Raw genomic sequence first — 26,334 nt, 5'->3', positions numbered from 1 at the left:
CATTTGGAGGAGAGGCCGCGGTGCTGACCTACGAGGACCTGCAGCTGTTCATCGACGGCCGCTCCCGCGAGCCGGCCTCGCGACGTCGTGCCGACGTGCTCGACCCGGCCGACGGCCACCGGATCACGACGATGCCGCTGGGCGACGCCGCCGACGTCGACGCGGCCGTGGCCGCGGCCCGCCGGGCCTTCGACGAGGGGCCGTGGCCACGGCTGGCGCCGCGCGAGCGCGGCCGCGTGCTCACGCGCGTCGCCGCCCTCATCCGCGAGCACGCCGATGAGCTGGTCGAGCGCGAGAGCCACGACGTCGGCAAGCCGGTCACGCTGGCCCGCGTGGTCGACGTCGAGACCGCCGCGCAGCAGTACGAGCACGCTGCGGCCCTGGCCCAGACCAGCGACGGCGCCGTCCGCCACATCCCGATCCCGTCGTTCGCCTACACGCTGCGCGAGCCGGTCGGCGTGGTGGGGGCGATCACCCCGTTCAACTTCCCGCTGATCCTCTCCAGCACCAAGATCGGTGCGGCGCTGGCGGCCGGGTGCACCGTGGTGCACAAGCCGGCCGACGACACCCCGCTCAGCGCGCTGTTCATGGCCAAGCTGCTGCAGCAGGCGGGTGTGCCCGACGGTGTGGTGAACGTGGTCACGGGAACCGGTGCTGACGTCGGCGAGGCGCTGCTGCGCCATCGCGGCGTCGACAAGATCGCCTTCACCGGCTCGACCGCGATCGGGCGCCACGCGGCCTCGGTGGCCGGCGAGCACCTCAAGCCGGTCACCATGGAGCTGGGCGGCAACGGCGCGCACCTCGTGTTCGCCGACGCCGACGTCGAGAGTGCCGTCGGCGCGGTCATCAAGGCGTTCGTGTTCAACACCGGCCAGTTCTGCATGGCGGGCCCGCGCCTGCTGGTGCAGCGGCCGCTGCTGGAGACCCTGGTGGGGATCTTGGAGCAGGCCGTACCCGGTGTGCCGGTGGGTGATCCGCGCGACCCGGCGACGGTGGTGGGTCCGATGGCTGGCGACCGCCACCTGAAGAAGGTCGAGGAGTACGTCGCGCTGGCGCGCAGCGAGGGTGCGCGCATCGTGTGCGGCGGCGAGCGTCCGAGGATGGCCGGCCCGCTGGCCGAGGGCACGTTCTATTCCCCCACCGTGATCACCGACCTCTCGCCGGACTCGCGGGTGGTGCAGGAGGAGGTGTTCGGGCCGGTGCTGACCGTGCAGGCCTTCGACACCGAGGCCGAGGCGGTCGCGATGGCCAACGCCACGCCCTACGGGCTGGCGGCCGGGCTGCACACGACGGACCTGGCCCGCGCCCACCGGGTGGCGGCGGCCCTGCAGGCCGGCATCGTCTGGGTCAACGACTGGGCGCTGCTCGACCCGGCGATCCCCTTCGGCGGCGTCAAGCAGTCCGGCTTCGGCCGCGAGTACGGGCCGGAGTCGCTGGAGTCCTACACGCGCTCGAAGTCGGTGGTGGTCGCGATGCCACCGCAGGCCGGCGACGAGGGGGCCGGGCGATGACCACCACGCAGGCGGCCGTGGTCGAGAGCGCCGGCGCCGACTTCACCTTGGCCGAGGTCGACCTGGACGACCTGCGCGCGGACGAGGTGCGGGTGCAGATGGTGGCGGCCGGGCTGTGCCACACCGACCTCGGCGTGGCCGCCGGCGGACTGCCGTTCCCGTTGCCCGGGGTGCTCGGGCACGAGGGCGCCGGTGTGGTGCTCGAGGTGGGCGCCGGGGTCGAGGGGATCAGCACGGGCGACCAGGTGCTGCTCTCCTTCACCTCATGCGGCGCGTGCGGCAACTGCCGCGACGGGCATCCGGCGTACTGCGCGACCTGGCTGCCCGAGAACCTCCTCGGCGGCACGCGCCGCGACGGCACCGCCACCGTGCGGCGCGACGGAGCTCCGCTGGGCAGCCACTTCTTCGGCCAGTCCTCCTTCTCCCGCGAGGCCGTGGTCGACCAGCGCAGCGTGGTGAAGGTCGATCCCGAGGCCGACCTGCGCCTGCTGGCTCCGCTGGGCTGCGGCGTGCAGACGGGAGCCGGTGCGGTCTGGAACGTCCTGGCCCCTCGACCGGGCGCGTCGGTGGTCGTGCTCGGCGCGGGCGCGGTGGGGCTGTCGGCGGTCATGGCCGCCCGGCTCACGCCCACCACCACGATCGTGGTCGTCGACCGGGTCGCCTCCCGGTTGGACCTGGCGCGCGAGCTCGGCGCGACCGACGTCGTCGACGCCTCCGAGCTCGCCGGCGCCTCGCTCGCCGACGCCTTGCGCGACCTGACCGGCGGTGGCGCCGACGGCCTGGTCGAGAGCACCGGCAACACCGGCGTGCTGCGTGAGGGTGTCGACGCGCTCGCCTCCCGCGGCACCGCGGCCGTCGTGGGCGCACCACCCTTCGGCGAGCAGGTGGCGCTCGACGTCAACGCGATGCTGGCCGGCAAGCGCGTCGTCGGCGTCACGCTGGGCGACAGCGAGACCCAGCGGCTGCTGCCCGCCCTGGTGCGACTGGTCCACGACGGCCGGATGCCGCTGCAGCGGCTGGTCGCGCACTACCCCTTCGCCGAGATCAACCGCGCCGTGGCGGACATGGTCTCGGGCGCGACGGTCAAGCCGGTGCTCACCTTCTGACTCAGCTCTCGTGGGAGCGACGCAGTGAACGTGCGATCACCTGGTTCGCCGCGCGCTGGAAGCCGTCGACGACGGCGGCCATGGTCAGCTCGCGCAGCCGGGCGATCTTCTGCTCGAACCCGGGGTCGGCGTGGCCGCCGCGGCGGTGGGGTGCGAGGACCTGCGTACGCAGGATCTCGGTCAGCTCGTCGGCCAGCGCGGCCATGTGCCGGGTGATGGCCTCGTCCGCGGCGTCGAGGGAGCCCGCGGGCAGCTCGAGCTCACGGGCCCGCTCGCGCAGCCGGCTGTGGGTGCGGGCCTGCTCCGGTGCGCTCTGCCAGGAGGTGAGCATGACCCGCTGCAGCGCGAGGTCCTCGACGGTGGCGTCGTCGGGCAGCCGGTCGAGGTAGGTCGAGATGGCGCTCAGCGTGAAGCCGTGCTCCTGCAGGGCCCGGACCAGCTCGAGGCGGGCGCGGTGCTCGGGGGTGTAGTAGGCCACCCGGCCCCGGCGCACCGGCGGCGGCAGCAGCCCCAGGCCGGCGTAGTAGCGGGTGTTGCGCACAGTGGTGCCGGTGGCAGCGGCGAGCTCGTCGACGGTGAGGAGGCCCTCCTCCGCGGCCGCTGCGGACATCTCGCGCTCCTGACTGTGACAGTAGAACTGTCACAGTATCGTGACGGGCATGCGCGAGATCTTCACCGCCGAGCACGAGTCGTTCCGGGCGACGGTCGGCACCTTCCTCGACAAGGAGGTCGTCCCCTTCCACGAGCAGTGGGAGGCCGACGGCGTCGTCGACCGCGAGGTGTGGAAGAAGGCCGGCGCCCAGGGCCTGCTCGCCTTCTCCTTCCCCGAGGAGCTCGGCGGCGGCGGCACCGACGACTTCCGCTGGAACGCCGTGGTGAGCGAGGAGATGGCGCGCCGCGACGTCTACGGCGCGTCGTTCCCGCTGTTCAACGACATCATCGCGCCGTACTTCACCGCGACCACCACGCCCGAGCAGCAGCAGCGCTGGCTGCCCGGCCTGGCCTCGGGCGAGCTGATCGCGGCCGTGGCCATGACCGAGCCCGGCGCCGGCTCGGACCTGCAGGGCATCCGCACCACCGCGGTCGACCAGGGCGACCACTACCTGGTGAACGGCCAGAAGACCTTCATCTCCAACGGCATCCTCGCCGACCTCGTCGTCACCGTCGTCCGCACCGACCCCGACGCCGGACACCGCGGCATCAGCCTGCTGGTGCTCGAGCGCGGCATGGCCGGCTTCGAGCGCGGCCGCAACCTCGACAAGGTCGGCCAGCACGCCCAGGACACCGCCGAGCTGTTCTTCTCCGACGTCGTGGTGCCCAAGGAGAACCTGCTGGGCGAGCCCGGCAGCGGGTTCGTCCAGCTGATGACCAACCTGCCGCAGGAACGGCTCTCCATCGCCGTCGGCGCGGCCGCATCCTGCGAGAAGGTGCTGGCCGACTGTCTGGCCTACGCGAAGGAGCGCGAGGCCTTCGGGCGCCCGATCGGGAAGTTCCAGCACAACCGCTTCACCCTGGCCGAGATGGCCACCGAGACCCACATCGCCCGCGTCTTCGTCGACGACTGCCTCAAGCGCCACCTGGCCGGCGACCTCGACACCGCGACCGCCTCGATGGCCAAGTACTGGGTGACCGAGCTGCAGAAGAAGGTCGTCGACACCGGCGTCCAGCTCTTCGGCGGCTACGGCTACATGATGGAGTACCCGATCGCCCGGGCCTTCGTGAACAGCCGGATCCAGACCATCTACGGCGGCACCACCGAGATCCAGAAGGAGATCATCGGGCGGTCGTTGGGGTTGTAGTGCGATCGCCAAAGTCGCGCACTTGCGCAGTTGTGGTGCCGACAAATCGGGCCACGCACTGAATTTCCCACGCAAGTGTGGAGTTTCGGCGCCGTTCGCCCACGGTGAACGCCACCCGGGAACACCGCTTCGCTTTTCGAAGTTGAGCCGGTATCTGTCAAGACTTCAGAACCGAGGCTGCGATGAGCGAGACCAAGAACCTTCCCCTGCTGTTCCTCTCCGACGTGGTCGTGCTGCCGGGCATGGTGGTGCCGATCGAGCTGGACGAGGCCGCGCAGGCCGCCGTCGACGCCGCGCAGGCCACCGAGGGCCACGAGCTGCTGGTCGCGCCGCGGCTGGCCGACCGCTACGCCGAGTACGGCGCCGTCACCACGATCGAGAAGGTCGGCCGCTTCAGCCGCGGCGGACCGGCCGCGGTGCTGCGCGCCACCGGTCGTGCCCGCATCGGCTCCGGCGTCACCGGGCCGGGTGCGGCGCTGTGGGTCGAGGCCACCCCCGTGGAGCCGGCCGAGCTGACCGACCACGTCCGCGAGCTCACCGCGGAGTACAAGAAGCTGGTCATCGCCGACCTGCAGCGCCGTGAGGCCTGGCAGATCGTCGACCAGTTCTCCTCGCTGATTGACCCCGAGCAGATCGCCGACACCGCCGGCTGGGCGCCGTACCTGAACAACGACCGCAAGCGCGAGCTGCTGGAGACCCCCGACCTGGAGCAGCGGCTGACGCTGCTCGTGGAGTGGCTGCGCGAGCACGCCGCCGAGGTCGAGGTGAACGACTCGATCAGCAACGAGGTCCGGGAGGGGATGGAGAAGTCCCAGCGCGAGTTCCTGCTCCGTCAGCAGCTGGCCGCTATCCGCAAGGAGCTCGGCGAGGGCGAGCCCGACGGCGCCGACGACTACCGCACCCGCGTGGAGACCGCCGACGTGCCCGACGCCGTCCGCGAAGCGCTGCTGCGCGAGGTCGACAAGCTGGAGCGCTCCAGCGAGCAGTCGCCGGAGACCTCGTGGATCCGCACGTGGCTCGACACCGTGCTCGACCTGCCCTGGAACGAGAAGACCACCGACCACGTCGACATCGACGCCGCGCGCGCGGTGCTCGACGCGGACCACCACGGCCTCGACGACGTCAAGGACCGCATCGTGGAGTACCTCGCCGTGCGCGCCCGTCGCGCCGAGCGCGGACTCGACGTCGTCGGCGGTCGCGGCTCCGGCGCGGTCATCTTGCTGGCCGGTCCTCCTGGCGTCGGCAAGACCTCGCTGGGCGAGTCCGTCGCGCGCACGCTCGGCCGCACGTTCGTCCGCGTGGCACTGGGCGGCGTCCGTGACGAGGCCGAGATCCGCGGCCACCGGCGTACCTACGTCGGCGCACTGCCGGGTCGCATCGTCCGGGCCATCAAGGAGGCCGGCTCGATGAACCCGGTGGTCCTGCTCGACGAGGTCGACAAGGTCGGCTCGGACTACCGCGGCGACCCCGCGGCGGCCCTGCTCGAGGTGCTCGACCCGGCGCAGAACCACACCTTCCGCGACCACTACCTCGAGCTCGACCTCGACCTGTCCGACGTGCTGTTCATCGCCACGGCCAACGTGGTGGAGCAGATCCCCGGCCCGCTGCTGGACCGCATGGAGCTGGTCACGCTCGACGGCTACACCGAGGACGACAAGGTCGCCATCGCGCGCGACTTCCTGCTGCCCCGCCAGCTCGAGCGCTCGGCGCTGACCACCGACGAGGTGAGCATCACCGACGCCGCGCTGCGCGAGATCGCGGCCGACTACACCCGCGAGGCCGGCGTCCGGCAGCTCGAGCGGATCCTGGCCAAGGCGTTCCGGAAGGCGGCCACGAAGCTGGCCACGGGCACCCCCGCCCCGGTCACCATCGACGTGGCCGAGCTGAAGGACCTCATCGGGCGTCCCCGGTTCACCCCGGACTCCCACGAGCGCACGTCGGAACCCGGCGTCGCGACGGGTCTGGCGGTCACGGGCCTCGGCGGCGACGTGCTCTACATCGAGGCCTCCGTGCTCCCCGAGGGCAGCTCGGGACTGACGCTGACCGGTCAGCTGGGCGACGTCATGAAGGAGTCCGCGCAGATCGCGCTCACCTACGTGCGCTCGCACGCGGTCGAGCTCGGCGTCGACCCCGCCAGGCTCGACCGCCCGGTCCACGTGCACGTGCCCGCGGGCGCGGTGCCCAAGGACGGACCGTCGGCGGGCGTCACGATGACCACGGCACTGGTCTCGCTGGCCACCGGACGTCCGGTGCGCGGCGAGGTGGGCATGACCGGTGAGGTCTCCCTGACCGGCCGCGTGATGCCGATCGGCGGGCTGAAGCAGAAGCTGCTCGCCGCCCAGCGCGCCGGCCTGACCGAGGTCTTCGTGCCGAAGCGCAACGAGCCCGACCTGGACGACGTCCCGGCCGACGTGCTCGAGGCGGTCACGGTGCACCTGGTCTCCGACGTCCGCGAGATCCTCGCGGTCGCACTGGAGCCGGCGGCCACCACCACCGGCACCGTCGCCGCCTGAGACGTCATACGAGGTGGTCGCTGCGGCGACCACCTCGTATGACGTCCGCTCCGGGTCATCGAAGCGGCGATGACCGTGCACGAAGCCTTGAACTCCTGGCGTGACCGCGGTCACACTCCGATCATGGTCGAGGTCCAGGTGACAGGCGGAGTCGTCGAGGGTGCCGAGCGCGACGGGGTGGCGAGCTTCCTCGGCGTCCCCTACGCGGCGCCGCCGTTCGGCGAGCACAGGCTGCGGCCGCCGCAGCCGGTGGTGGCGTGGGAGGGCGTGCGCGACGCGACGCAGTACGGCGCGACGGTGCCCAAGGGGGACTACCCGCCGCAGTACCAGCCGCTGCTTCCGGAGCCGACGGTCCCCGGGGAGGACTGCTTGAACCTCAACGTCTGGACGCCGGCCGACGCCGTCGGCTCCGGACGGCTCCCGGTGCTGGTGTGGGTGCACGGCGGCTCGTTCATGAACGGTTCGGGCGCAGTGCCGACGTACGACGGCACGGCCTTCGCCCGCGACGGCGTGGTGTGCGTGACGATCAACTACCGCCTGGCCGCCGACGGCTTCCTCTACACCGCGGCCGACCGCGGCACCGGCACCGCCAACGTCGGGCTGCAGGACCAGGTCGCCGCGCTGCGGTGGGTGCGCGACAACATCGCGGCGTTCGGCGGCGACCCGGCTCGGGTGACCGTCGCCGGGGAGTCGGCCGGTGCCATGAGCGTGACGACGCTGCTCGCGATGCCCTCGGCACGCGGGCTCTTCGCACAGGCCGTGACGCAGTCCGGGGCGGCCGCGCACACCCTCACCCCCGAGACCGGTGAGACGGTCGCGCGGACCCTGGCCGAGGCGCTCGGCGTCGAGCCCACCCGCGAGGCCATCGCCGCCGTCGACCTCGACGTGCTGGTGAAGACCGCCTCCGACCTCGTCGTCGAGGTGCAGACCGCGCCCGACCCGCAGAAGTGGGGCTCGCTCGCGCTGAGCCTGCTGCCGTTCGCGCCCGTCGTCGACGGCGAGGTGCTGCCCGAGGAGCCGCTGGCGGCCTTCGCCGGCGGCGCCTCGTCCGAGGTCCGCGTGCTGGTGGGCAGCAACCGCGACGAGTCGCGGCTGTTCCTCGTCGCACCGGGCGCCATCGACCACGTCGACGAGCCGACGCTCACCGCCGGCAGCGCGGCGTACGGGCTCTCGCCCGAGGGACTTGAGGTCTACCGGGCCCACCGTCCCGAGGCGTCGCCCGGCGACGTGATGGCCGCCGTGGTCACCGACTGGTTCTTCGCCGTGCCGGGCCTGCGGCACGCCGAGGCTCGTGAGGCCGGCGGCGGCACCACGTGGGTCTACCGCTTCGACCACCCCACCGACCCGGCCGACAACCACGGCTTCGGCGCGGCGCACGCGGTCGAGATCCCCTACGTGTTCGACACCGCTCACCTGCCGATCCACGAGCCGCTGCTGGGCCCCGAGCGCTCGCAGGCCGTCGCCGACACCGCCCACGCGGTGTGGGTGGCGTTCGTCCGCGACGGGGATCCCGGCTGGCCGGCGTACACCTCCGAGCAGCGCACCACGGGAGTGCTCACCGACACCCTTACCACGGTCGACGACCCCGACGGCGACGAGCGCCGCCTCTGGGACGGCGTGCGCTGAACCGTGCCAGGCTGAGCGGCATGCGCTCCGCACCGGTCGACGGATTCTCGCTCGCCTACGACGACCACCCGGGCGAGGGCGACCCCGTCGTCCTGCTCCACGGCTGGCCCGGCGACCGCACCGACTACCGGGCGATGGTGCCGCTGCTGGCCGGGCGTCGCCTCGTCGTGCCCGACCTGCGCGGCTTCGGGGAGTCCGACAAGCACCTGGTCGACCCGGCGGAGTTCTACGGCGCGCGCGGGCAGGCGGCGTCGGTGGCCGGGCTGCTGGAGGAGCTCGGGATCGAGCAGGTGGTCGCGGCGGGGTACGACGTCGGCAGCCGCGTCGCCCAGGAGCTCGCCCGGCAACGTCCCGATCTGGTGCGCGCGCTCGTCGTCACCCCGCCCCTGCCGGGCGCCGGGAGGCGCATCCTCGACCCGGAGGCGGTGCCGGAGTTCTGGTACCAGAGCTTCCACCAGCTCGACCTGGCCGAGCAGCTGATCGACGGGCAGCCGGGCGCGGCGCGCCACTACCTGCAGCACTTCTGGGACCACTGGTCCGGGCCCGCCTACACCCCCGAGGCCGCGGCCCTCGACGCGCTGGCCGGTCACTACGGCGAGCCGGGCGCGTTCGTCGCCTCGATCGGCTGGTACCGCGCCGGCGGCGGCATGGTGGCGCGCTCGATGAGCGAGAAGGTGCCCGCGCCCGAGGACCGCGTCAGCGTGCCCCTCCACGCGCTGTGGCCCTCCGACGACCCGCTCTTCCCCCGCGCCTGGTCCGACCGGCTCGAGGAGTTCTACACCGACGTCGCGCTCGAGCCCGTCGACGGCGTCGGCCACTTCGCGCCGCTGGAGTACCCGGAGCTCTTCGCCCGGGCGGTGCTGGCGGCGTAGGTCGGCTCAGCGGGCGATCGGCAGGCCGACCTCGAACGCCTCGCGCGCGGCGACGCCGAGCTCGGGGAAGTCGGTGATGAGGGCGTCGATGCCGGCCTCGAAGAGCATCTCGGCGGCCAGCTGGCCCTGGCCGTGGCCGTGCGGGTCGCGGCCCACGCGCAGGTTGCGGGGCAGGTGCTCGTTCTCGGCGCGGTGGGTCCAGACCAGGACGTCGAGGTCGCGGCGGTGGGCCTTGGCCACGAAGTCGGTGGGCCGGTCCACGCGGCCGGCGTCGTCCTTGGGCAGCACCACCTTGCGGCGCACCCCCACCCCGCTGGCGTAGGTGGAGGCGGCGGCCAGGTGGCGGCCGCGCGGGCGGCGCTCGTAGAGCTGCACCAACCGGTCGCGCCCACGCAGGTGCAGCCGACGCAGGACGGTGGCGTCGAAGCTCATCCAGGTGACGTACGGGTGGCGGACGTCGTCGACCAGCTCGGGCAGGCTGTGGCCTAACGACTCCACGAACGCGGGATGCTTGAGCTCGGCGTGCACGCGCACCGGCCGACCCCGACGGCCGGCCTCGGCCTCGACCAGCTCGAGCACCTCGGCGAACGTCGGGACCACCGACCGCCCGTCATGGGCCGCGCTGCTCGGACGCTTGGCCGGCCACCGCTCGACGCAGCGCAGCGAGCGCAGCTCCTCGAAGGTCAGGTCGTGCACGAACCAACCCCGGTGCAGCAGGCCGTCGACCACGATCGTGCGTCGCCGGCCGGCGAGCTCGGGGTGGGAGGCGACGTCGGTGGTGCGCGAGAGCTCCAGGTCGTGGCGGCAGACGAGCACGCCGTCGCGCGTGGGCACCAGGTCGAGCTCGATCGAGTCGGCGCCGAGCCGCAGCGCCAGTGCGAACGCCTCGAGCGTCAGCTCGGGGCGGTGACCGCTGGCACCACGGTGGGCGATCACGAGTGGCCTCACGGACCCTACGGTGCGCGGCCCGGGTGACCGGGCGGTGACGGGCGGGCCAACCCGGCGTGCAGAATCGGCGACATGGCGCTGCCCACCATCGGTGATCTCACCTCCTACCCCGCCCTGGAGCGGCCCGACCTGCTCGGTCCCGGCGTCGCGGCCGCCCTTCGGTCCTGGGCCGGCGCCGACCAGGTGGCCGTCGTCGAGATCGACCCCGAGCTGGCCGACACCGCCGCCCTCAACGAGGCCTACGGCCTCTCCCCCGCCGACAGCGCCAACTGCGTCGTGGTCAGCGGCAAGCGTGCCGGCGAGGAACGGATCGCCGCCTGCGTGGTGCGCGCGGACACCAAGGCCGACGTCAACCACGTGGTCAAGGCGCTGCTCGACACCCGCAAGGCCTCCTTCCACCCCCACGACCGCGCGGTCGAGGAGACCGGGATGGAGTACGGCGGCATCACCCCGATCGGGCTGCCGCAGGAGTGGCGGCTGCTGGTCGACGCCCGCTGCGTGCAGATCCCCACCGCACTCATCGGCAGCGGCGTACGCCGCTCGAAGCTGCTGCTGCCGGGCTCGGCGTTCGCCGAGCTGCCCCGCGTCGAGGTGGTGGAGGGGCTCGCCACCTGAGGGCCTCATGACACGATCGAGTCGTGGCGAACATCGGGTGGGCCTATCTGCTGCGGCGAGGGCTGCAGCATCACGCGCGGTTCGGACTCCGCGAACGGCTCCGCCGGCTGCGCCGGCGCGAGGACCGGCCGGCTCCGGCTCCCACGACGAGCTCGGAGCGGCTCGCAGCGCAGGGTCGGGCCACCCGCCGGTCGATCCATCCCGCCGAGCCGGTCGGGATGCTCCGCCCCGCCGAGTTCAGCGACGCCCAGTGGGCTGCGTTCACCATCCGTGACGTCGACGTCCTGCCCGAGCAGTTCGTGCTCGACCTGCCGCACGCGCGAGTGCAGGGCAAGTACGGCTGGGTGTACACCGACGCGAGCCCGCCCGAGCTGGTGAGTGACCTGTGGCAGGAGGCGGGCTTCCCCAGCCGCTCCATGGCCGGTGCGCCGCCGACCGGTTCGCCCGCTCGACGCCTGGAAGGCACCACGGCCTCCTTGCTGCTGCCGTGGATGCCGAACTACTACCACTGGACCCTGCAGGCCGTGCCGATGGTCGACATGACGACACGGGTCGTCGACCTCCACGAGATCGACCACTGGCTGGTTCCCTCGACGTCGACGCCCTTCGTCGCGGAGTGGTTGGACCGGTTGGGCATCGAACCCCGTACGCGCGTCCCGGTGGAGGACTGGACGACCGTGATCGAGCTCGACCGGTTGGTCGTCTGCTCGGTCCCGGCGCGCAACCGCTACATCCCAGACTGGGTCGTCGCCGACATCCGTCGGCGCCTTCCGGCCGCCGGCGGGGCGGGCGGCACCCGGCGGCTGTTCGTCGACCGACCCAACTCCGACAAGCGACGGGTCATCAATCATCAGGCGATGCTCGAGCTGGTCCGCGACCGAGGGTTCACGGTGGTCGAACTGGCGGGCCGCAGCGTGGCCGAGCAGGCCGAGCTCTTCGCCTCGGCCGACGTGGTCGCCGGAGTGCTCGGCGCCGGACTGACCAACATCGTCTACTGCCGGCCCGGTACCCGGCTCGTGGAGATCTTGCCCCGCAACCTGTTGTTCCCCGCCTACTACAAGCTCGCCGCGAGCTGCGGACTCACCTACAGCTGCGTGCAGGGCACCGAGCCGCACCTGCCGGGCCGGTGGCGCTTCCCCGACACCGAGGCCGACCTCGTCGTCGACCTCGACGCGCTGGGACGCCAGCTGGACGACGCCGCGCACACCACGAACCCGGCCTGAGTCGGACTCCTGACATTCGTCAGGGGTACATCAGGGAAGAACCCGATGGCGCGGTGTCGGAGGGCTCCGCTTCACTGCTGCCATGCACCGACAGATCGCCGGCTCGCTGACCGGCCCGGTCACCAAGTGGCTCGTGCTCGCCTTCTGGCTGCTCGGCACGATCTTCGTGGTGCACCAGGGCTACCCGGGCAAGCTCACCGGGGTCGAGGACAACCAGGCCACGTCCTGGCTGCCCGGCAACGCCGAGTCCACCCAGGCGCTGACGAGGCTCACCCCCTTCCAGAGCCCCGACGCCATCCCCACGCTCGTGGTCTACCAGACCGACAGCGGCACCTTCACCGACGCGCAGAAGGCCGACATCGCCGAGGCGATGACGCGCATCCAGCGCATCGACGGCGTCACCGGCAAGGTGATCGGCCCCCAGATCTCGAAGGACGGGCAGGCCGCGCAGGTCGCGCTGACCTTCAACCTGGGCCAGGACGGCTGGAACAAGCTGGGCGACGTCGCCAAGGAGCTGCGCCGCGACGGCGCGGTCGCCGGCACCACGCTCCATGTGGCCGGACAGGGCGGTCAGGCCGCCGACTCCGCCGAGGCGTTCGCCGGGCTCGACGGCAAGCTGCTGCTGTTCACCGTGATGGTCGTGGTCCTCGTGCTGCTGCTGACCTACCGCAGCCCGCTGTTGTGGCTGCTGCCGGTCATCTCCGCGGGCGTCGCGCTCACCGTCGCCCAGACGGTCGTGTACTTCCTGGCCAAGGACGCCGGCCTCACCGTCAACGGCCAGAGCCAGGGCATCCTCACGGTGCTGGTCTTCGGCGCCGGCACCGACTACGCCCTGCTCCTGGTGGCCCGCTACCGCGAGGAGCTGCGGCGCCACGACGACCGGCACGAGGCGATGGCGTTCGCGCTGCACCGCGCCGCGCCCGCGATCATCGCCAGCGCCGCCACCGTGGTGCTCGGCATGCTCTGCCTGCTGCTGGCCGACCTGAACTCCACCTCGGGCATGGGCCCGGTGCTGGCGGTCGGCATCGTGGTCGGGCTGGCCGTCATGGTCACCCTGCTGCCCGCCCTGCTGGTCATCACCGGCCGCTGGATCTTCTGGCCGGTGCGGCCCACGTACGGCACGCCCGAACCGACGTCGTCGGGCCTCTGGGCCAAGGTCGGCAGCCGCATCGGACGTCGCCCGCGCGTGGTCTGGGTCGGCACGGCCCTGGCGCTGGCCGTCTGCTGCCTCGGCGTGCTCCGGCTCGACGCCCACGGCCTGTCCACCGAGGACAGCTACACCAAGGAGTTCGACTCCATCAAGGGCCAGAAGGTGCTCGCCGCCCACGGGCTCGGCGACAGCTCCAACCCGATCATGGTGGTGGCCGACGCCGACCATGCCCAGCAGGTCGCGCAGGCGATGACCGGGCTGGAGGGTCTGAACCGACCCAGCGTGCCGATCACCCGGGGCGGTGTCGCGTTCATCTCCGCCACCACCACCGACGACGCCTCCAGCCAGGCGGCGTTCCGCACCGTGGAGCGGGTGCGCACCGCGGTGCACGACGTCGCTGGGGCCGACGCCCAGGTGGGCGGCGGCCCGGCGATCCTGCTCGACACCCGCACCGCCTCCGACCACGACAACCGGGTGATCATCCCGACGGTGCTGCTCGTGGTGCTGCTCGTGCTCATGCTGTTGCTGCGCTCGCTGCTGGCGCCGGTGATCCTCATCGCCACCGTCGTGCTCTCGTTCGGAGCCTCGTTGGGCCTCAGCGCCCTGCTGTTCCACTACGTGTTCGGCTTCGCCGGCGCCGATCCGTCGCTGCCGCTGTTCGTCTTCGTGTTCCTGGTCGCGCTGGGCATCGACTACAACATCTTCTTGATGACCCGGGTGCGCGAGGAGACCCCGCAGCACGGCACCCGGCGGGCGGCGCAGATCGCGCTGGCCGCCACCGGCGGGGTCATCACCTCCGCCGGGCTGGTGCTCGCCTCGACGTTCCTGGTGCTGACCACGATGCCGCTGGTCGCCTTCGCCGAGATCGGCGTGGCCGTGGCGCTCGGCGTCGTGCTGGACACGATGATCGTGCGCTCGATCCTGGTCACCGCCATCAGCCTCGACGTCGGTCCGCGCCTGTGGTGGCCCAGCCCCCTGGACCGCTCGCGCCACGTCGAGGTGCCCGCCGGCGAGGGCTCGGCGATCGACCTGAAGGGGTGAACCGCCCCCGCCTCGGCGCGTCGGCGCTCCCGTTTGCGAGACGGTGACGTCTGATGGGTAACGGATCGGGGGTGGCCAGGAGGGGGTCGAATCCGTGATCGGTACGGGGTACCCATGATCACCACGGCGGTGGTCGGCTCGCGTGACGAGGCCGTGGCGCTCGCACCGGTGATCCGAGGGCTGCGCTCGGAGGCTCACCGCGTGCGGGTGCTGGCGCGTGAATCTCACACCGGCACGGTGCCGCAGCTCCTCGAGACGCTGGAGGCGCTCGCGCCCGGCGACCTGGAGGTCTGGCGCGAGCTGGACGAGCCCGGGGGGTGGGGTCAGGCGTCGAGCACGGCGACGACGGCGGTCGACATCATCGGGGCCGACCTGGCCATCACGCCGCCGGACGTGGTGCTGGTGCACGGGCACGGCAGCGCTGCGTTCGCCGGCGCCCTCGGCGGCTTCTACGCCGGGGTCCCCGTCGCGAACGTCGGCGCCGGGCTGACCAGCGCTCCAGGCAACCCGGCGGTGCCCGAGCAGGCCAACCGGCAGCTGATGTCACGGCTGACCAGCTGGCACTTCGCCGCCACCAGCGCCGCCCGGGTGGCGCTGCTGCACGACGGGGTGCCGCCCGACACCGTCGAGGTGGTCGGCAGCACCACGGTCGACAACCTCGGGTGGACGCTCGAGCGCGGCCTGGGGGCGTCGGCCTTCGGCGCCCCCCGGCGGCCCGGGGAGCGCCGCCGGCTGCTCGTGGTCATGCACCAGAACCAGCTGCGCGAGGGCGCGCTGGCCGCCGTCGCCCACTCGGTCGGACTGCTCGCCACGGGGCACGACCTGGAGGTCGTGATGCCGCTTCCCAGCCATCGCGGCATCCGCCAGGCGGTGGTCGACGAGCTCATCGGCTGCCCCGGCGTCCGGCTGCCCGAGCGGCTCTCCTACCCCGACCTGGCGGCCACGCTGGCCGACTGCGACCTGGTGATGACCGACTCGGCCGGGGTGCAGGAGGCGGCGCCCGGCCTGGGCCGGCCGACGCTGGTGCTGCGGGCGACCACCGACCGTCCCGAGGCGGTGTGGGCCGGTTGCGCCGAGGTCGTCGGCACCCGTCGGGCCGAGGTCGAGGCCGCCGCCAGCCGGCTGCTGACCGACCGCGCGCACTTTCGGCGCATGTCCATCCCGGCGTACCCCTTCGGCGACGGCCACGCGGCCGAGCGCGTGGTGGCCCACCTGCTCGACCACGTCTGAGGCGCCTCGGCTGGTCCCCTCGCGCTGGCCGGAAAACTCCTCGCCCCGGGTGCGTCGCGCTCCTTACTGTGGGGCGAGTGCGCCACCTGCCCCTCGCCGATCCCGGCACCGCCGATCACCGCTCGCCCGGACGGTTCTTGTGGTGGCTGGCCAAGGGCCAGTGGCGGACGTTGGCCGGCGGGATGTCCTTCGGCGTGGTGTGGATGTGCTCCTCGGCCGTCATGCCCGCGGTCATCGGCCGAGCGATCGACGCCGGCGTCGCCGACCGCGACGGCTCGGCCCTGCTGGGCTGGGCCGGGGTCCTGCTGGCGATCGGCCTGGTGGGGGCGGCCGCCGGCATCATCCGCCACCGCTTCGCGGTGACCAACTGGCTCACCGCCGCCTACCGCGTCGTGCAGCTGGTGACCCGGCACGCGACCCACCTCGGCGCCACCCTGCCGCGCCGGGTCTCGACCGGCGAGGTGGTCTCGATCGGGACCAACGACCTGTCCTACGTCGGCAACCTCATGGACGTGCTGGGCCGGGCCGCGGGGGCGCTGGTCTCCTTCGTGGTGGTGGCGCTGATCCTGCTGCAGACGTCGGTGGTGCTCGGCCTGCTGGTGCTGGTCGGCATGCCGGTGCTGCTGGCCGGGGTCGTGCCGCTGCTGCGGCCGCTGCAGGCCCGCAACCTCGCCCAGCGCGAGATGATGGGCCGGCTGGCCAACCTGGCCTCCGACATCGTCACCGGGCTGCGGGTGCTGCGCGGCATCGGCGGCGAGCGGGTCTTCCACCGCCGCTACGCCGAGCAGTCCCAGCAGGTGCGGCGCGCGGGCGTACGGGTGATGGCGCTGCAGTCGGTGCTCGACGCCCTCCAGGTGCTGCTGCCGGGCCTGTTCGTGGTCGTCGTGGTCTGGGTCGGCGCCCGGTTCGCGGTGGAGGGCCGGATCTCGGCCGGGGAGCTGGTCGCCTTCTACGGCTACGCGGCGTTCCTGCTGCTGCCGCTGCGTACCGCCACGGAGCTGGCCAACAAGTCCATCCGTGCCTTCGTCGCCGCCCGGCGCATCGTGACCGTGCTGGCCATCGAGCCTGACATCGCCGACCCCGACCGCGCCGCGATCGAGCCCGGACCTGACGAGCCGCTCCTCGACGTCGCCTCGGGCGTGCGCGTCGTGCCGGGCGTCGTCACCGCGCTGGTGAGCGAGCCGCCCCAGGACGCGGCGGGCGTCGCCGACCGGCTGGGTCGCTTCGCGGCCGGTGACGTCCGGTGGGGCGGCGTCGCGCTGGCCGACCTGCCGCGGGAGGTGGTGCGGCGGCGCATCATCGTCTCCGACACCGCGGCCATGCTGTTCGCCGGACGCCTCGGCGAGCAGGTCGACGTCCATGCCCGCGGACCTCGATCCCTGGCCGACGCGCTCGACGCCGCCTCGGCCGACGACGTGCTGGCCGGCCTGCCCGACGGCCTGGGCTCGATGGTCGCCGAGAAGGGCCGGTCGTTCTCCGGCGGCCAGCGGCAGCGGCTCGTCCTGGCCCGCGCCCTGGCGCTCGACCCGGAGGTGCTGGTGCTGGTCGAGCCGACGTCGGCCGTCGACGCCCACACCGAGGCCCGCGTCGCCGAACGGCTGGGCCGGGCCCGTCGGGGCCGGACCACCGTGGTGACCACCACCAGCCCGCTGCTGCTGGACCGGGTGGACCGGGTCTGCTTCCTCGAGGCCGGCCACGTGGTCGCCGAGGGCAGCCACGCCGACCTGCTGGCCTCGACGCCGGCCTACCGCGCGGTGGTCACGCGCGAGGTGGAGGAGACGGTATGAGCACCGACACGGTGGCCGATGACCTGCCGATCGGCGAGCGGGTGACGCTTCCGGTGGCCGGCAGCGCCCAGGTGCGGGCGTACGTCGCCGGGCTCTTCCGCCGCCACCCGCGCGAGCTGGCCTGGGCGCTGGGGCTGCAGGTCGTGGCGGCGGTGGCCGGGCTGGCCGGACCTCGGATCCTCGGCGGGCTGGTGCAGGACGTGCAGGCGGGCACGACGCTGGCGCACGTGAACCACCTGGTGCTCGCGCTGGCCGGGTTCCTCCTCGTGCAGACGCTGTTCACGCGGCAGGGCCGGTTCCTGTCCGGCCGGCTGGGCGAGGGCGTGCTGGCCGAACTGCGCGAGGACTTCGTCGACGCCACGCTGGACCTGCCGGTCGGCACGGTCGAGAGCGCAGGCTCCGGCGACCTGCTGACGCGGACCTCGCGCGACATCGAGCAGCTGGGCTTCTCGGTGCGCTGGGCACTGCCGGAGTGGGTCAACGCGCTGATCACGATGGTGGTCACGCTGGTCGGCACGCTGCTGGTCGGCGCCTGGGTGCTGCTGCCGGTGGCGCTCGGCGTCCCGGTGCTGGTGGTCGGGCTGCGCTGGTACCTCGCGCGCGCCAAGGCCGGCTACCTGCGCGAGTCGGCCTCCTACACCCGCATCAACGCGACCCTGACCGAGACCGTCGAGGGGGCCCGCACCGTCGAGGCGCTCGGCCTGCAGCGGCAGCGGATCGACCAGATCGACGCCGACATCGCCCACTCCTTCGCCGCCGAGCGCTACACGCTGGGGCTGCGGACGCGGTTCTTCCCCACCATGGAGGTCGCCTATCTCATCCCGACGGTGGCGACGCTGCTCTTCGGCGGCTGGCTCTACATCGAGGGCCACCTCAGCCTCGGCGCGGTCACCGCGGCCACGCTGTACGTCCAGGCGCTGATCGGGCCGCTGGACGTCGTGGTCTCGATCCTCGACGAGCTGCAGGTCGGCGCGGCCTCGCTGGCGCGGCTGCTCGGCGTGGCCGAGGTGCCCGACGACCGCACGGTCACCGGCGCCGAGCCCGTGAGCGAGCAGCTGCGGGCCGAGGACGTCCGGTTCTCCTACGTCGAGGGCCGCGACGTGCTGCACGGCGTGGACCTCGACGTCGGCGTGGGCGAGCGGATCGCGATGGTGGGCCCCAGCGGTGCCGGCAAGTCGACGCTGGGCCGGTTGCTGGCCGGCATCCACGGCCCCCGCACGGGCACCGTGACGCTGGGCGGCGTCGGGCTCACCGAGCTCTCGGTGGACGACCTGCGCCGCCACGTCTGCCTGGTCACCCAGGAGCACCACGTGTTCGTCGGCACGCTGCGCGACAACCTCGCGCTCGCCGCCGACGCCGACGTCGACGACGACCGGCTCCTCGAGGCGCTCGACTCCGTCGACGCCCGCGAGTGGGTGACGGCGCTGCCCGAGGGACTGGACACCACCGTGGGCGCCGGCGGCCAGGAGCTCACCCCGGCCCAGGCCCAGCAGCTGGCCCTGGCCCGGCTGGTGCTGGCCGACCCGCACACCCTGGTGCTCGACGAGGCGACGTCGCTGATCGATCCCCGCGCCGCCCGCCACCTCGAGCGCTCGCTGGCGGCGGTGCTGCACGGGCGCACGGTCATCGCGATCGCCCACCGGCTCTTCTCGGCCCACGACGCCGACCGGGTCGCGGTGGTCGAGGACGGCCGGATCGCCGAGCTCGGCTCGCACGAGGAGCTGGTGGCGGCCGGGGGGTCGTACGCCCGGCTGTGGGAGTCCTGGCACCGGTGACGGTTCGCCCGAACCGACGGCTAGCGCCCCTCGACCCCGGAGATGGCGACGCCCGAGCGGGTCTTGTAGGCCTTGTTGATGCTGATGAGCACGGCGGTGAGGGGCTCGAGCTGGCGGGCCAGCCGCAGCCGGCCACCCTTGACGCCGGGCCGGCCGGTGACGGTGGCGGCGAGGTCGCAGACCAGGTCGACGGCCTCGGTGTCGTCGCCGACGACGAGGACGTCCTCATGGGAGAGGAACTCCTCGGGTCCCCACAGCGTGACCGCGGAGACGTGGTGGAAGGCGCCGGTGACGCGGGCCGTCGGCACCAGACGGGCGGCGGACTCGGCCGCGGACTCGCTGACGTCGAGGCCGTAGGGGCCGTGCTGGTCGAAGCCGAGCGGGTTCACGCAGCTGATCAGCACCTTCTCGGCCAGCGCGTCGGCCAGCGAGGCGACCAGCTCGTCGTGGCCCTCGTAGGGCACCGCCAGGACGACGACGTCGGCGCCGGCTGCGGCATCGGCGTTCGCGGCGCCCGAGACCTGGCCGGTGATGCCGCGGTCGCGGATCTCGGCGGCAGTCTCGGCGGCCCGCTCGGCCGAGCGCGAGCCGACGACGACGTCGTGCCCGTGGCGGGCGAACCGGTAGGCCAGCCCGCGCCCCTGCGGGCCGGTGCCTCCGACGACGGCGATGGTGTGAGCAATCTGCGGCATCTGCACCCCTGATCAAAAACCGTGACAGCAGTACTGTCAGCGTAGAGCCCGACCGTCGTGACCAGAGAGGCCCCCCGCAGATGAAGCTGTCCCAGATGCTGATGTACGCCGGCAACCCCCGCGAGGCGGCCGACCAGGTGGTCGCGCTGGAGCGGGCGGGGCTGGACACGGTGTGGGTGGCCGAGGCGTACGGCTTCGACTCCCCCACGCTGATGGGGTACCTGGCGGCCAAGACCGAGACGATCGAGATCGGCTCGGCGATCCTCAACGTGTACTCCCGCACCCCCGGTGCGCTGGCGCAGACCGCGGCCGGGCTCGACAACGTCTCCGGGGGCCGCGCCATCCTCGGCCTGGGCGCGTCCGGTCCGCAGGTGATCGAGGGCTGGCACGGGCTCGCCTACGACAAGCCGCTGACCCGCACCCAGGAGGTCATCGACGTCGTGCGCATGGCGCTGCGCCGCGAGCGGCTGGAGTACCAGGGCCGCACGATCACCTTGCCGCTCCCGGCCGACCAGGGCGTGGGGCTGGGCAAGCCGCTGAAGATGCTGACCACCCCGGAGCGCTCGTCGATCCCGATCTACGTCGCCGCGCTGGGCGCCAAGAGCGTCGCCAGCACCGCCGAGTCCGCCGACGGCTGGCTGCCGTTCCTGTTCGTGCCCGAGCTGTGGCGCAAGGTCTGGGGCGACGCCGTCGACGAGGGCACCGCCAAGCGCAGTCCAGATCTGGCCCCGCTAGAGATCTCGGCCGGCGGCATGGTCGCGGTGGGCGAGGACGTCAAGGGCCTCTTGGACTTCGCCCGCCCGATGGTCGCGCTGTACGTCGGCGGCATGGGCGCGCGCGGCAAGAACTTCTACTTCGACCTGGCCTGCTCCTACGGCTACGAGGAGCAGGCGGTGAAGATCCAGGACCTCTACCTCGACGGGAAGAAGAAGGAGGCGGAAGCCGAGGTGCCGCTGGACCTGCTCGAGATGGGCAACCTGGTCGGGCCGGAGTCCTACGTCAAGGAGCGGATCGCGGCCTTCGCCGAGGCCGGCGTGACCAACCTGCAGGTGGTGCCGGTGGCCGACGACCCGGCGGCGCTGGTCTCGCAGGTCAAGGAATGGGTGTCTTGACGGGGCTGTCGACCGTGGGTCAGGAGCCGGAGGAGACCGGCGCCCGCGTGACCCGCACGCGGTCGCGCCCGTCGTCCTTGGCCTGGTAGAGCGCCCGGTCGGCGGCGCCGAGGAGCTCGGCCACCCCCGCCAGGCCGCTCGAGCTCGCGACCCCGACGCTCATGCTCACCAGCCCGCCCTGGCCCAGCCCGGGGTGGGGCAGCGCGGCCGCGCGCATCGAGTCCAGCAGCCGCTCGGCGACCCGGGTGGCACCTGGGAGGTCGGTGTCGTCGAGCACGACCACGAACTCCTCGCCGCCGTAGCGGGCGACCATGTCCGAGGCCCGGTCGCCGGCCCCGGCCAGCACCCGGCCCACGCGCCGCAGGCACTCATCGCCGGCCAGGTGGCCGACGACGTCGTTGAGCAGCTTGAACCGGTCGACGTCACAGATCAGCACGCTCAGGACACCGCCGGTGCGGCGGGCCCGCGCCCAGGCGCGCGCCAGGTGCTCGTCGAGGGCCGGGCGGTTGTAGAGCCCGGTCAGGCCGTCGCGCAGCAGCGCGCTGCGCAGCTGGTCGTTGGCGGCGCGCAGCTCGTCCTGGGCCTGCTGACGGTTGGCGACCTCCAGCTCCAGCTCGTGGGTGCGGGCGGCGACCAGCCCGGCCAGCTCGCGCGAGCGGGCCTCGAGGTCGCCGGTGCGGGCCCGGCTCTCCAGCACCCGGCTCATCGCCAGCCGCATCACCTCGCCCACGTGCCGGTCGCGGCCGCTGCCCTCGTAGCCGAACAGCCCGTAGTAGCCGTCGTCGCCGAAGAGCCCCTGCACCATGAACGTGCCCTCGTCGAGCTCCGCGGCCAGTCGCGCGGGCAGCAGCCGGCTCGGCGTGACAACGTCGGCCCCGGCCAGGAGCTCCTCGTCGACGGCCGCCTCGGCGCCACCGCAGCCCATGCCGTGCTCGAACACCAGGCGCAACGAGGGCCGCTCGTCCGCGGCGGGCGACGGCGTGCCGTCGGCGGGGAGCCGGATCGGCCGCTCGTAGATCGCGACGAAGAACCGCCGCAGCCCCAGTCGTGAGAGGTAGGTCCGCAGCGCGCGGTTCATGCCGACCACCGTCGTGCAGCCGCTCAGGCTCTGGTTGAGCTCGAGGACCTGCGCCGCCATCAGGTGCGTCTGCCGCTCGCGGTCCTCCCGCGCGTCGCCCAGGACACGCTCGACGGTGAGCGAGCTGGTCATCGACAGCAGCCGCGGGACCACGGGGTCCGCGGTGGCCGGCACCTGCGAGGCGAGCCGGGAGCGCAGCACCTCCAGCCAGGCACGCCACCAGATCTCCTCGGGCCGCGACCGCACGATCTCCTCGAGCCGACGCGAGAGCGCCAGCCGGCTCTCGTGGGAGAGCTCGCCGCGCAGCAGCCGCTGCCAGTCGTCACCGAGCCCGGCCAGTCGCGTGAGCTCGGCGGTGGGCCCGCGACGCAGGACGGTGAGGGCCGTGGCGTGCCGCAGCTGCTGGCGAGCCGCGACCTGGGTCTCCAGGTCCTGCTGCAGCGGGTCGGGTGCCTCCCGGCCGAGCAGCCGGTCGACGATCGCGGCGTCGTCGGTCCACGGCAGCTCGGCGGAGAGCTGGTCGGCGTCGTGGAGCGGGAGGCTGCTGCTGCGGATCCGCAACCCGTCGACGTCGACCCGGGTGACGGTGCCGGACGTGGGCACGTCGCGCCCGGCGATCCGGTCCAGCAGGTAGCGGCCCGCCGCCGCGCCCTGCTGACGCAGCGCGATGTCCATCGAGGTCAGCGTCGGCGAGGTGCCCCAGGCGACGTCGGTGTCGCCGCAGCCGACCACGCTGACCTCACCGGGCACCGCGACGCCGTGCGCGTCCAGGGCGTCGAGCACGCCGACCGCGACGTCGTCGGCGGTGCACACCACGGCGTCGAAGCCCAGCTCGGCCTCGCCGCGTCGGCGGGCCAGCCAGTCGGCCATGACGACCCGGGCCGAGTGCCGGTCGACGCAGCGCTGCAGCTCCGGCGGCGTCGACATCGAGACCCCGCGGCCGGCCGCGGCCTCCTCCATCGCCTGCCGGCGACGCGACACCCCGTCGCGCTGCATGGGCGTGCTGACCAGCAGCAACCGGCGCCGACCGCAGTCCTCGACCAGGTGGTCCAGCACGGTGCCGGCGATGGTGTCGTCCGGGACGCCGACCCGCGGGAGGTGGGGATGGCGGGGGCCGACCAGCACCGTCGGCACCGAACCCAGCAGCGGCAGCAGCTCGTGCAGGCGGCTCTCCCCGGTGTCCGCGGAGTTGACCGGCAGCACCACGACGCCGTCGAGACGGCCCGCGGAGAGCAATCCGCCCAGCACGCCGCCCCGCCACGGGTTGAGCCGGTGGTGCACCAGGGCCAGGACCGCGGCGGAGGGTCGTACGACGGACTCCACGCCGCCGATGACCTGGGCGCGGGCGTCGTCCATCCGGTCGGTGACGACACCGATGCGTATCGGCCGAGCGCTGACCATCGGACCTCTCCTCGAGGCGGCGCTCGGCCGCCCCCGCTGGGAACGGTTCCTATTCTGAGGCTTTTGATCCCGTTAAGGGGGGTTTCGCGAGGGTTTTCTCGCTCAGCCGATGCGCACCGGGACGGCCTCGACGCCGTAGACGATGCTCTGCGCGCGGTACTCCAGGTCGGCGATCGGCACCGCCGGACGCAGGTCCGGGAAGCGGGCGGCCAGCCGTGGGAACGCCGCCCGCAGCTCCATCCGGGCCAGCTCGGCGCCGACGCAGCGGTGGAAGCCGTAGCCGAAGGCCAGGTGCGAGGAGCCGGCCCGCTCCAGGTCGATCCGGTCGCCGGCGGTGGAGCGGGGGTCGCGGTTGGCCGCCGGGAGCGAGGCCAGCACCACCGACCCCTTGCTGATCGGCACCCCGCCCACCACGACGTCGTCCTGGGGGAAGCGCGGGAAGGCGACCTGCACCACCGAGAGCAGCCGCAGCAGCTCCTCGACCACCGGAGCGACCACCTCCGGCTCGCGGGCGACGCGGTGCCAGGTCTCGCGGTCGTCGGCCAGCATCGCGGTGCCCAGCGCCAGCATCGAGGCGCTGGTCTCCAGCCCGCCGGTGAAGACGCCGTCGGCCAGGCCGCCGAGGTCGAAGTCGCTGATCTCGTCGCCGTGCTCGCGGATGATCTGCCCGATCAGGCCGGGACCCGGGTCCTGGCGCTGCCGGGCCGCCTCGCCGAGCAGGAACTCCCGCGACCCGCCGATGGCGCCGACGACGCCCTGCCCGCCCTTGGTGACGTCGAAGCGGGCGGTGGCGAGCTGGCTGAAGCGCTCGCGCCGCTCGTTGGGCACGCCGAGCAGGTCGCAGATGACCAGGAACGGCACCGGGAAGGCGAAGGTCGGCACCAGGTCGACGATGCCGTCGGCGCCCACGCCGGCCTCGACCTCGTCGAGCTGGCGCTCGACGGTGTCCTCGACCAGCGGCGCCAGCCGGGCCAGGCGGCGCATCGTGAACTCGGGGGTGAGGAACTTGCGCAGCCGGGTGTGGTCGGGCGGGTCGGTGAAACCGAGGCCGCCGAAGTCGCCGCCCTCGTCGCCGGCACGGCCGAAGTAGGGCCGGATGTCGGTGGAGTAGCCGGTGGTCGCGCCCAGCACCTCGCGGGCCTCGGCGTCGCCGGTGACCAGCCACACGTCCATGCCGAGGAAGGTGGTCAGCTTGTGCACCGGCGCCTTGTCGCGCTCGGCCGACAGCCGGGCCGAGGGGGCCATGACGTCGCGCGTCAACGGCCACGAGAGCCGTTGCGGCACCTTGTCCAGCCGGGACAGGTCGATGCCGCTCGAGCGAGCCATCAGGGCACGGCGCAGCCCACCCTTGACCGCGGTCAGCAATCCCACGACGCAACCCTCTCCCCTGCGGACCGCGGACGATCGTACCGACGCGACGGCGCTGCCGACGCGCCGGTCACCGGTCGGCGTGGCTAGATTCGTGCTCATGAGCAGCGTCACGACGTCGTCGTACTCGATCACCATGCGGCTGCACACCGACCCCGACCCCCGCGTCGTGGGCACGGTGGCGACGGCCATCGGTGACGCCGGCGGCATCGTCACCGCCATGGACATGGCCGAGTCGCGCCACGACCGGCTGGTCGTCGACGTCACCTGCTCGGCCCGCGACGCCGACCACAGCCACGCGCTGGTCGAGGCCGTCGAGGCGCTGTCCGGCGTCGAGGTCTACAAGGTCTCCGACCGCACCTTCCTGCTGCACATCGGCGGCAAGATCGAGGTCACCTCGAAGGTGCCGCTGCGCACGCGCGACGACCTGTCGATGGCCTACACCCCCGGTGTCGGACGCGTCTCGGCCGCCCTGGCCCGCAACCCCGACGACGTGCCGCGGCTCACGGTGAAGGGCAACTCGGTCGCGGTGGTCACCGACGGCTCCGCGGTGCTGGGCCTGGGCAACATCGGCCCGGGGGCGGCGCTGCCGGTCATGGAGGGCAAGGCCGCGCTGTTCAAGCGGTTCGCCGACATCAACGCCTGGCCGATCTGCCTGGACACCCAGGACACCGACGAGATCGTCCGCACGGTGGAGCTCATCGCCCCCGGGTTCGGCGGCATCAACCTGGAGGACATCGCGGCGCCGCGCTGCTTCGAGGTCGAGGAGCGGCTGCGCAAGTCACTCGACATCCCGGTCTTCCACGACGACCAGCACGGCACCGCCATCGTCGTGCTCGCCGCGCTGACCAACGCCCTGCGCTGCGTCGGCAAGGCGCTGCCGGACGTCCGGATCGTGGTGGCCGGCGCGGGTGCCGCGGGCAGCGCGATCGTGGCGCTGCTGCTGGCCGCCGGCGCCGGCGAGGTCGTGGTCTGGGACCGCGAGGGCCTGCTCAGCCGCGACGACGACGCGCTGCCCCCGGCCAAGGCCCGGCTGGCGGCGAAGACGAACCAGAACCTGCTGCGCGGCGGCTTGGCCGAGGGCCTCGACGGCGCCGACGTCTTCATCGGCGTCTCGGCCCCCAACGTGCTCGACCCGGCGTGGCTGCCGGCGATGAACGAGGGCTCGATCGTGTTCGCGCTGGCCAACCCGGACCCCGAGATCGACCCGATCGAGGCGGCCGAGCACGCCGCGATCGTGGCCAGCGGCCGCTCGGACTACCCCAACCAGATCAACAACGTGCTGGCCTTCCCCGGCGTCTTCCGCGGCCTGCTCGACGCGCGGGCCTCCGACATCACCTTGGACATGCTGCTGCGTGCTGCGCAGGCCATCGCCGACGTCGTGAAGCCCGACGAGCTGAACCCCTCGTTCATCATCCCGTCGGTCTTCAACGCCGAGGTGCCCAAGGCCGTGGCCGCCGCCATCAGCGGACGCCGCGAGTAGCGCG

The 26,334-nt window shown here is 73.0% G+C and carries 19 protein-coding genes; 14 read left to right on the top strand and 5 right to left on the bottom strand.

The window, feature by feature from the left end:
- Nucleotides 1–20: 20 nt before the first annotated feature.
- Nucleotides 21–1,511 carry an aldehyde dehydrogenase family protein gene (locus D9V37_RS14435; RefSeq protein WP_121806883.1) on the top strand — a complete coding sequence of 497 codons (1,491 nt, stop codon included), beginning with the start codon at nt 21–23 and terminating at the stop codon, nt 1,509–1,511.
- Nucleotides 1,508–2,617 carry an NAD(P)-dependent alcohol dehydrogenase gene (locus D9V37_RS14430; protein WP_121806882.1) on the top strand — a complete coding sequence of 370 codons (1,110 nt, stop codon included), beginning with the start codon at nt 1,508–1,510 and terminating at the stop codon, nt 2,615–2,617. The genes D9V37_RS14435 and D9V37_RS14430 overlap by 4 nt, the downstream gene beginning before the upstream one ends.
- Nucleotide 2,618: 1 nt before the next feature.
- On the opposite strand, the gene D9V37_RS14425 is transcribed toward D9V37_RS14430, so the two are convergent.
- Nucleotides 2,619–3,227, bottom strand: a complete 609-nt coding sequence (locus D9V37_RS14425) for a MerR family transcriptional regulator (protein WP_121806881.1) — start codon at nt 3,225–3,227, stop codon at nt 2,619–2,621.
- A 49-nt stretch (nt 3,228–3,276) separates the two neighbouring features.
- Here D9V37_RS14425 and D9V37_RS14420 point away from each other — a divergent pair, with 49 nt between their 5' ends.
- From D9V37_RS14420 to D9V37_RS14405, 4 genes are all read left to right on the top strand, one after another.
- Nucleotides 3,277–4,416: an acyl-CoA dehydrogenase family protein gene (locus D9V37_RS14420; RefSeq protein ID WP_121806880.1), complete on the top strand. Its 1,140-nt coding sequence runs from the start codon at nt 3,277–3,279 to the stop codon at nt 4,414–4,416.
- A 182-nt stretch (nt 4,417–4,598) separates the two neighbouring features.
- A complete protein-coding gene (gene lon / locus D9V37_RS14415) occupies nt 4,599–6,929 on the top strand; it encodes an endopeptidase La (protein WP_121806879.1) in 2,331 nt (776 codons plus the stop codon).
- A 123-nt stretch (nt 6,930–7,052) separates the two neighbouring features.
- Nucleotides 7,053–8,555, top strand: coding sequence for a carboxylesterase/lipase family protein (locus tag D9V37_RS14410; RefSeq protein WP_121806930.1), 1,503 nt, complete (start codon nt 7,053–7,055; stop codon nt 8,553–8,555).
- A 20-nt stretch (nt 8,556–8,575) separates the two neighbouring features.
- Nucleotides 8,576–9,427 (top strand): alpha/beta fold hydrolase, encoded by an 852-nt coding sequence (locus D9V37_RS14405; protein WP_121806878.1) that lies wholly within the window; start codon nt 8,576–8,578, stop codon nt 9,425–9,427.
- A 6-nt stretch (nt 9,428–9,433) separates the two neighbouring features.
- Here the strand turns inward: D9V37_RS14405 and D9V37_RS14400 are convergent, their stop codons facing one another.
- Nucleotides 9,434–10,375 carry a glycerophosphodiester phosphodiesterase family protein gene (locus tag D9V37_RS14400; protein ID WP_158604481.1) on the bottom strand — a complete coding sequence of 314 codons (942 nt, stop codon included), beginning with the start codon at nt 10,373–10,375 and terminating at the stop codon, nt 9,434–9,436.
- Nucleotides 10,376–10,447: 72 nt separating this feature from the next.
- Here D9V37_RS14400 and D9V37_RS14395 point away from each other — a divergent pair, with 72 nt between their 5' ends.
- From D9V37_RS14395 to D9V37_RS14370, 6 genes are all read left to right on the top strand, one after another.
- A complete protein-coding gene (locus D9V37_RS14395) occupies nt 10,448–10,990 on the top strand; it encodes a YbaK/EbsC family protein (protein ID WP_121806929.1) in 543 nt (180 codons plus the stop codon).
- A gap of 23 nt (nt 10,991–11,013) precedes the next feature.
- Complete coding sequence (locus D9V37_RS14390) at nt 11,014–12,213, top strand: glycosyltransferase family 61 protein (protein ID WP_121806876.1); 1,200 nt, start codon at nt 11,014–11,016, stop codon at nt 12,211–12,213.
- An 82-nt stretch (nt 12,214–12,295) separates the two neighbouring features.
- Entirely contained in the window at nt 12,296–14,404 is a 2,109-nt protein-coding gene (locus D9V37_RS14385) for an MMPL family transporter (RefSeq protein ID WP_121806875.1), read from the top strand.
- A gap of 114 nt (nt 14,405–14,518) precedes the next feature.
- Nucleotides 14,519–15,634, top strand: coding sequence for a non-hydrolyzing UDP-N-acetylglucosamine 2-epimerase (gene wecB, locus D9V37_RS14380; RefSeq protein WP_121806874.1), 1,116 nt, complete (start codon nt 14,519–14,521; stop codon nt 15,632–15,634).
- A 77-nt stretch (nt 15,635–15,711) separates the two neighbouring features.
- The gene (locus D9V37_RS14375; protein WP_198412561.1) at nt 15,712–17,421 is read left to right on the top strand and encodes an ABC transporter transmembrane domain-containing protein; all 1,710 of its coding nucleotides are present in this window, start codon (nt 15,712–15,714) and stop codon (nt 17,419–17,421) included.
- Nucleotides 17,418–19,196: an ABC transporter ATP-binding protein gene (locus D9V37_RS14370; protein WP_121806873.1), complete on the top strand. Its 1,779-nt coding sequence runs from the start codon at nt 17,418–17,420 to the stop codon at nt 19,194–19,196. The genes D9V37_RS14375 and D9V37_RS14370 overlap by 4 nt, the downstream gene beginning before the upstream one ends.
- A gap of 20 nt (nt 19,197–19,216) precedes the next feature.
- On the opposite strand, the gene npdG is transcribed toward D9V37_RS14370, so the two are convergent.
- Nucleotides 19,217–19,888 (bottom strand): NADPH-dependent F420 reductase, encoded by a 672-nt coding sequence (gene npdG / locus D9V37_RS14365; RefSeq protein WP_121806927.1) that lies wholly within the window; start codon nt 19,886–19,888, stop codon nt 19,217–19,219.
- An 80-nt stretch (nt 19,889–19,968) separates the two neighbouring features.
- On the opposite strand from npdG, the gene D9V37_RS14360 reads away from it, so the two are divergent.
- Entirely contained in the window at nt 19,969–21,000 is a 1,032-nt protein-coding gene (locus D9V37_RS14360; RefSeq protein ID WP_121806872.1) for an LLM class F420-dependent oxidoreductase, read from the top strand.
- Between the two features lie 19 nt (nt 21,001–21,019).
- Here D9V37_RS14360 and D9V37_RS14355 read toward each other — a convergent pair whose 3' ends face one another.
- Both D9V37_RS14355 and D9V37_RS14350 read right to left on the bottom strand, forming a co-directional pair.
- Nucleotides 21,020–23,479, bottom strand: a complete 2,460-nt coding sequence (locus D9V37_RS14355; protein ID WP_121806871.1) for a diguanylate cyclase — start codon at nt 23,477–23,479, stop codon at nt 21,020–21,022.
- 102 nt (nt 23,480–23,581) lie between these two features.
- A complete protein-coding gene (locus D9V37_RS14350; RefSeq protein ID WP_232524931.1) occupies nt 23,582–24,850 on the bottom strand; it encodes a cytochrome P450 in 1,269 nt (422 codons plus the stop codon).
- A 97-nt stretch (nt 24,851–24,947) separates the two neighbouring features.
- Here D9V37_RS14350 and D9V37_RS14345 point away from each other — a divergent pair, with 97 nt between their 5' ends.
- Nucleotides 24,948–26,330, top strand: a complete 1,383-nt coding sequence (locus D9V37_RS14345) for an NAD-dependent malic enzyme (protein WP_121806925.1) — start codon at nt 24,948–24,950, stop codon at nt 26,328–26,330.
- Nucleotides 26,331–26,334: the final 4 nt, after the last annotated feature.

Source organism: Nocardioides mangrovicus, assembly GCF_003674065.1.
Classification (GTDB): domain Bacteria; phylum Actinomycetota; class Actinomycetes; order Propionibacteriales; family Nocardioidaceae; genus Marmoricola; species Marmoricola mangrovicus.
This window is presented reverse-complemented; position numbering and strand designations above follow the sequence as displayed.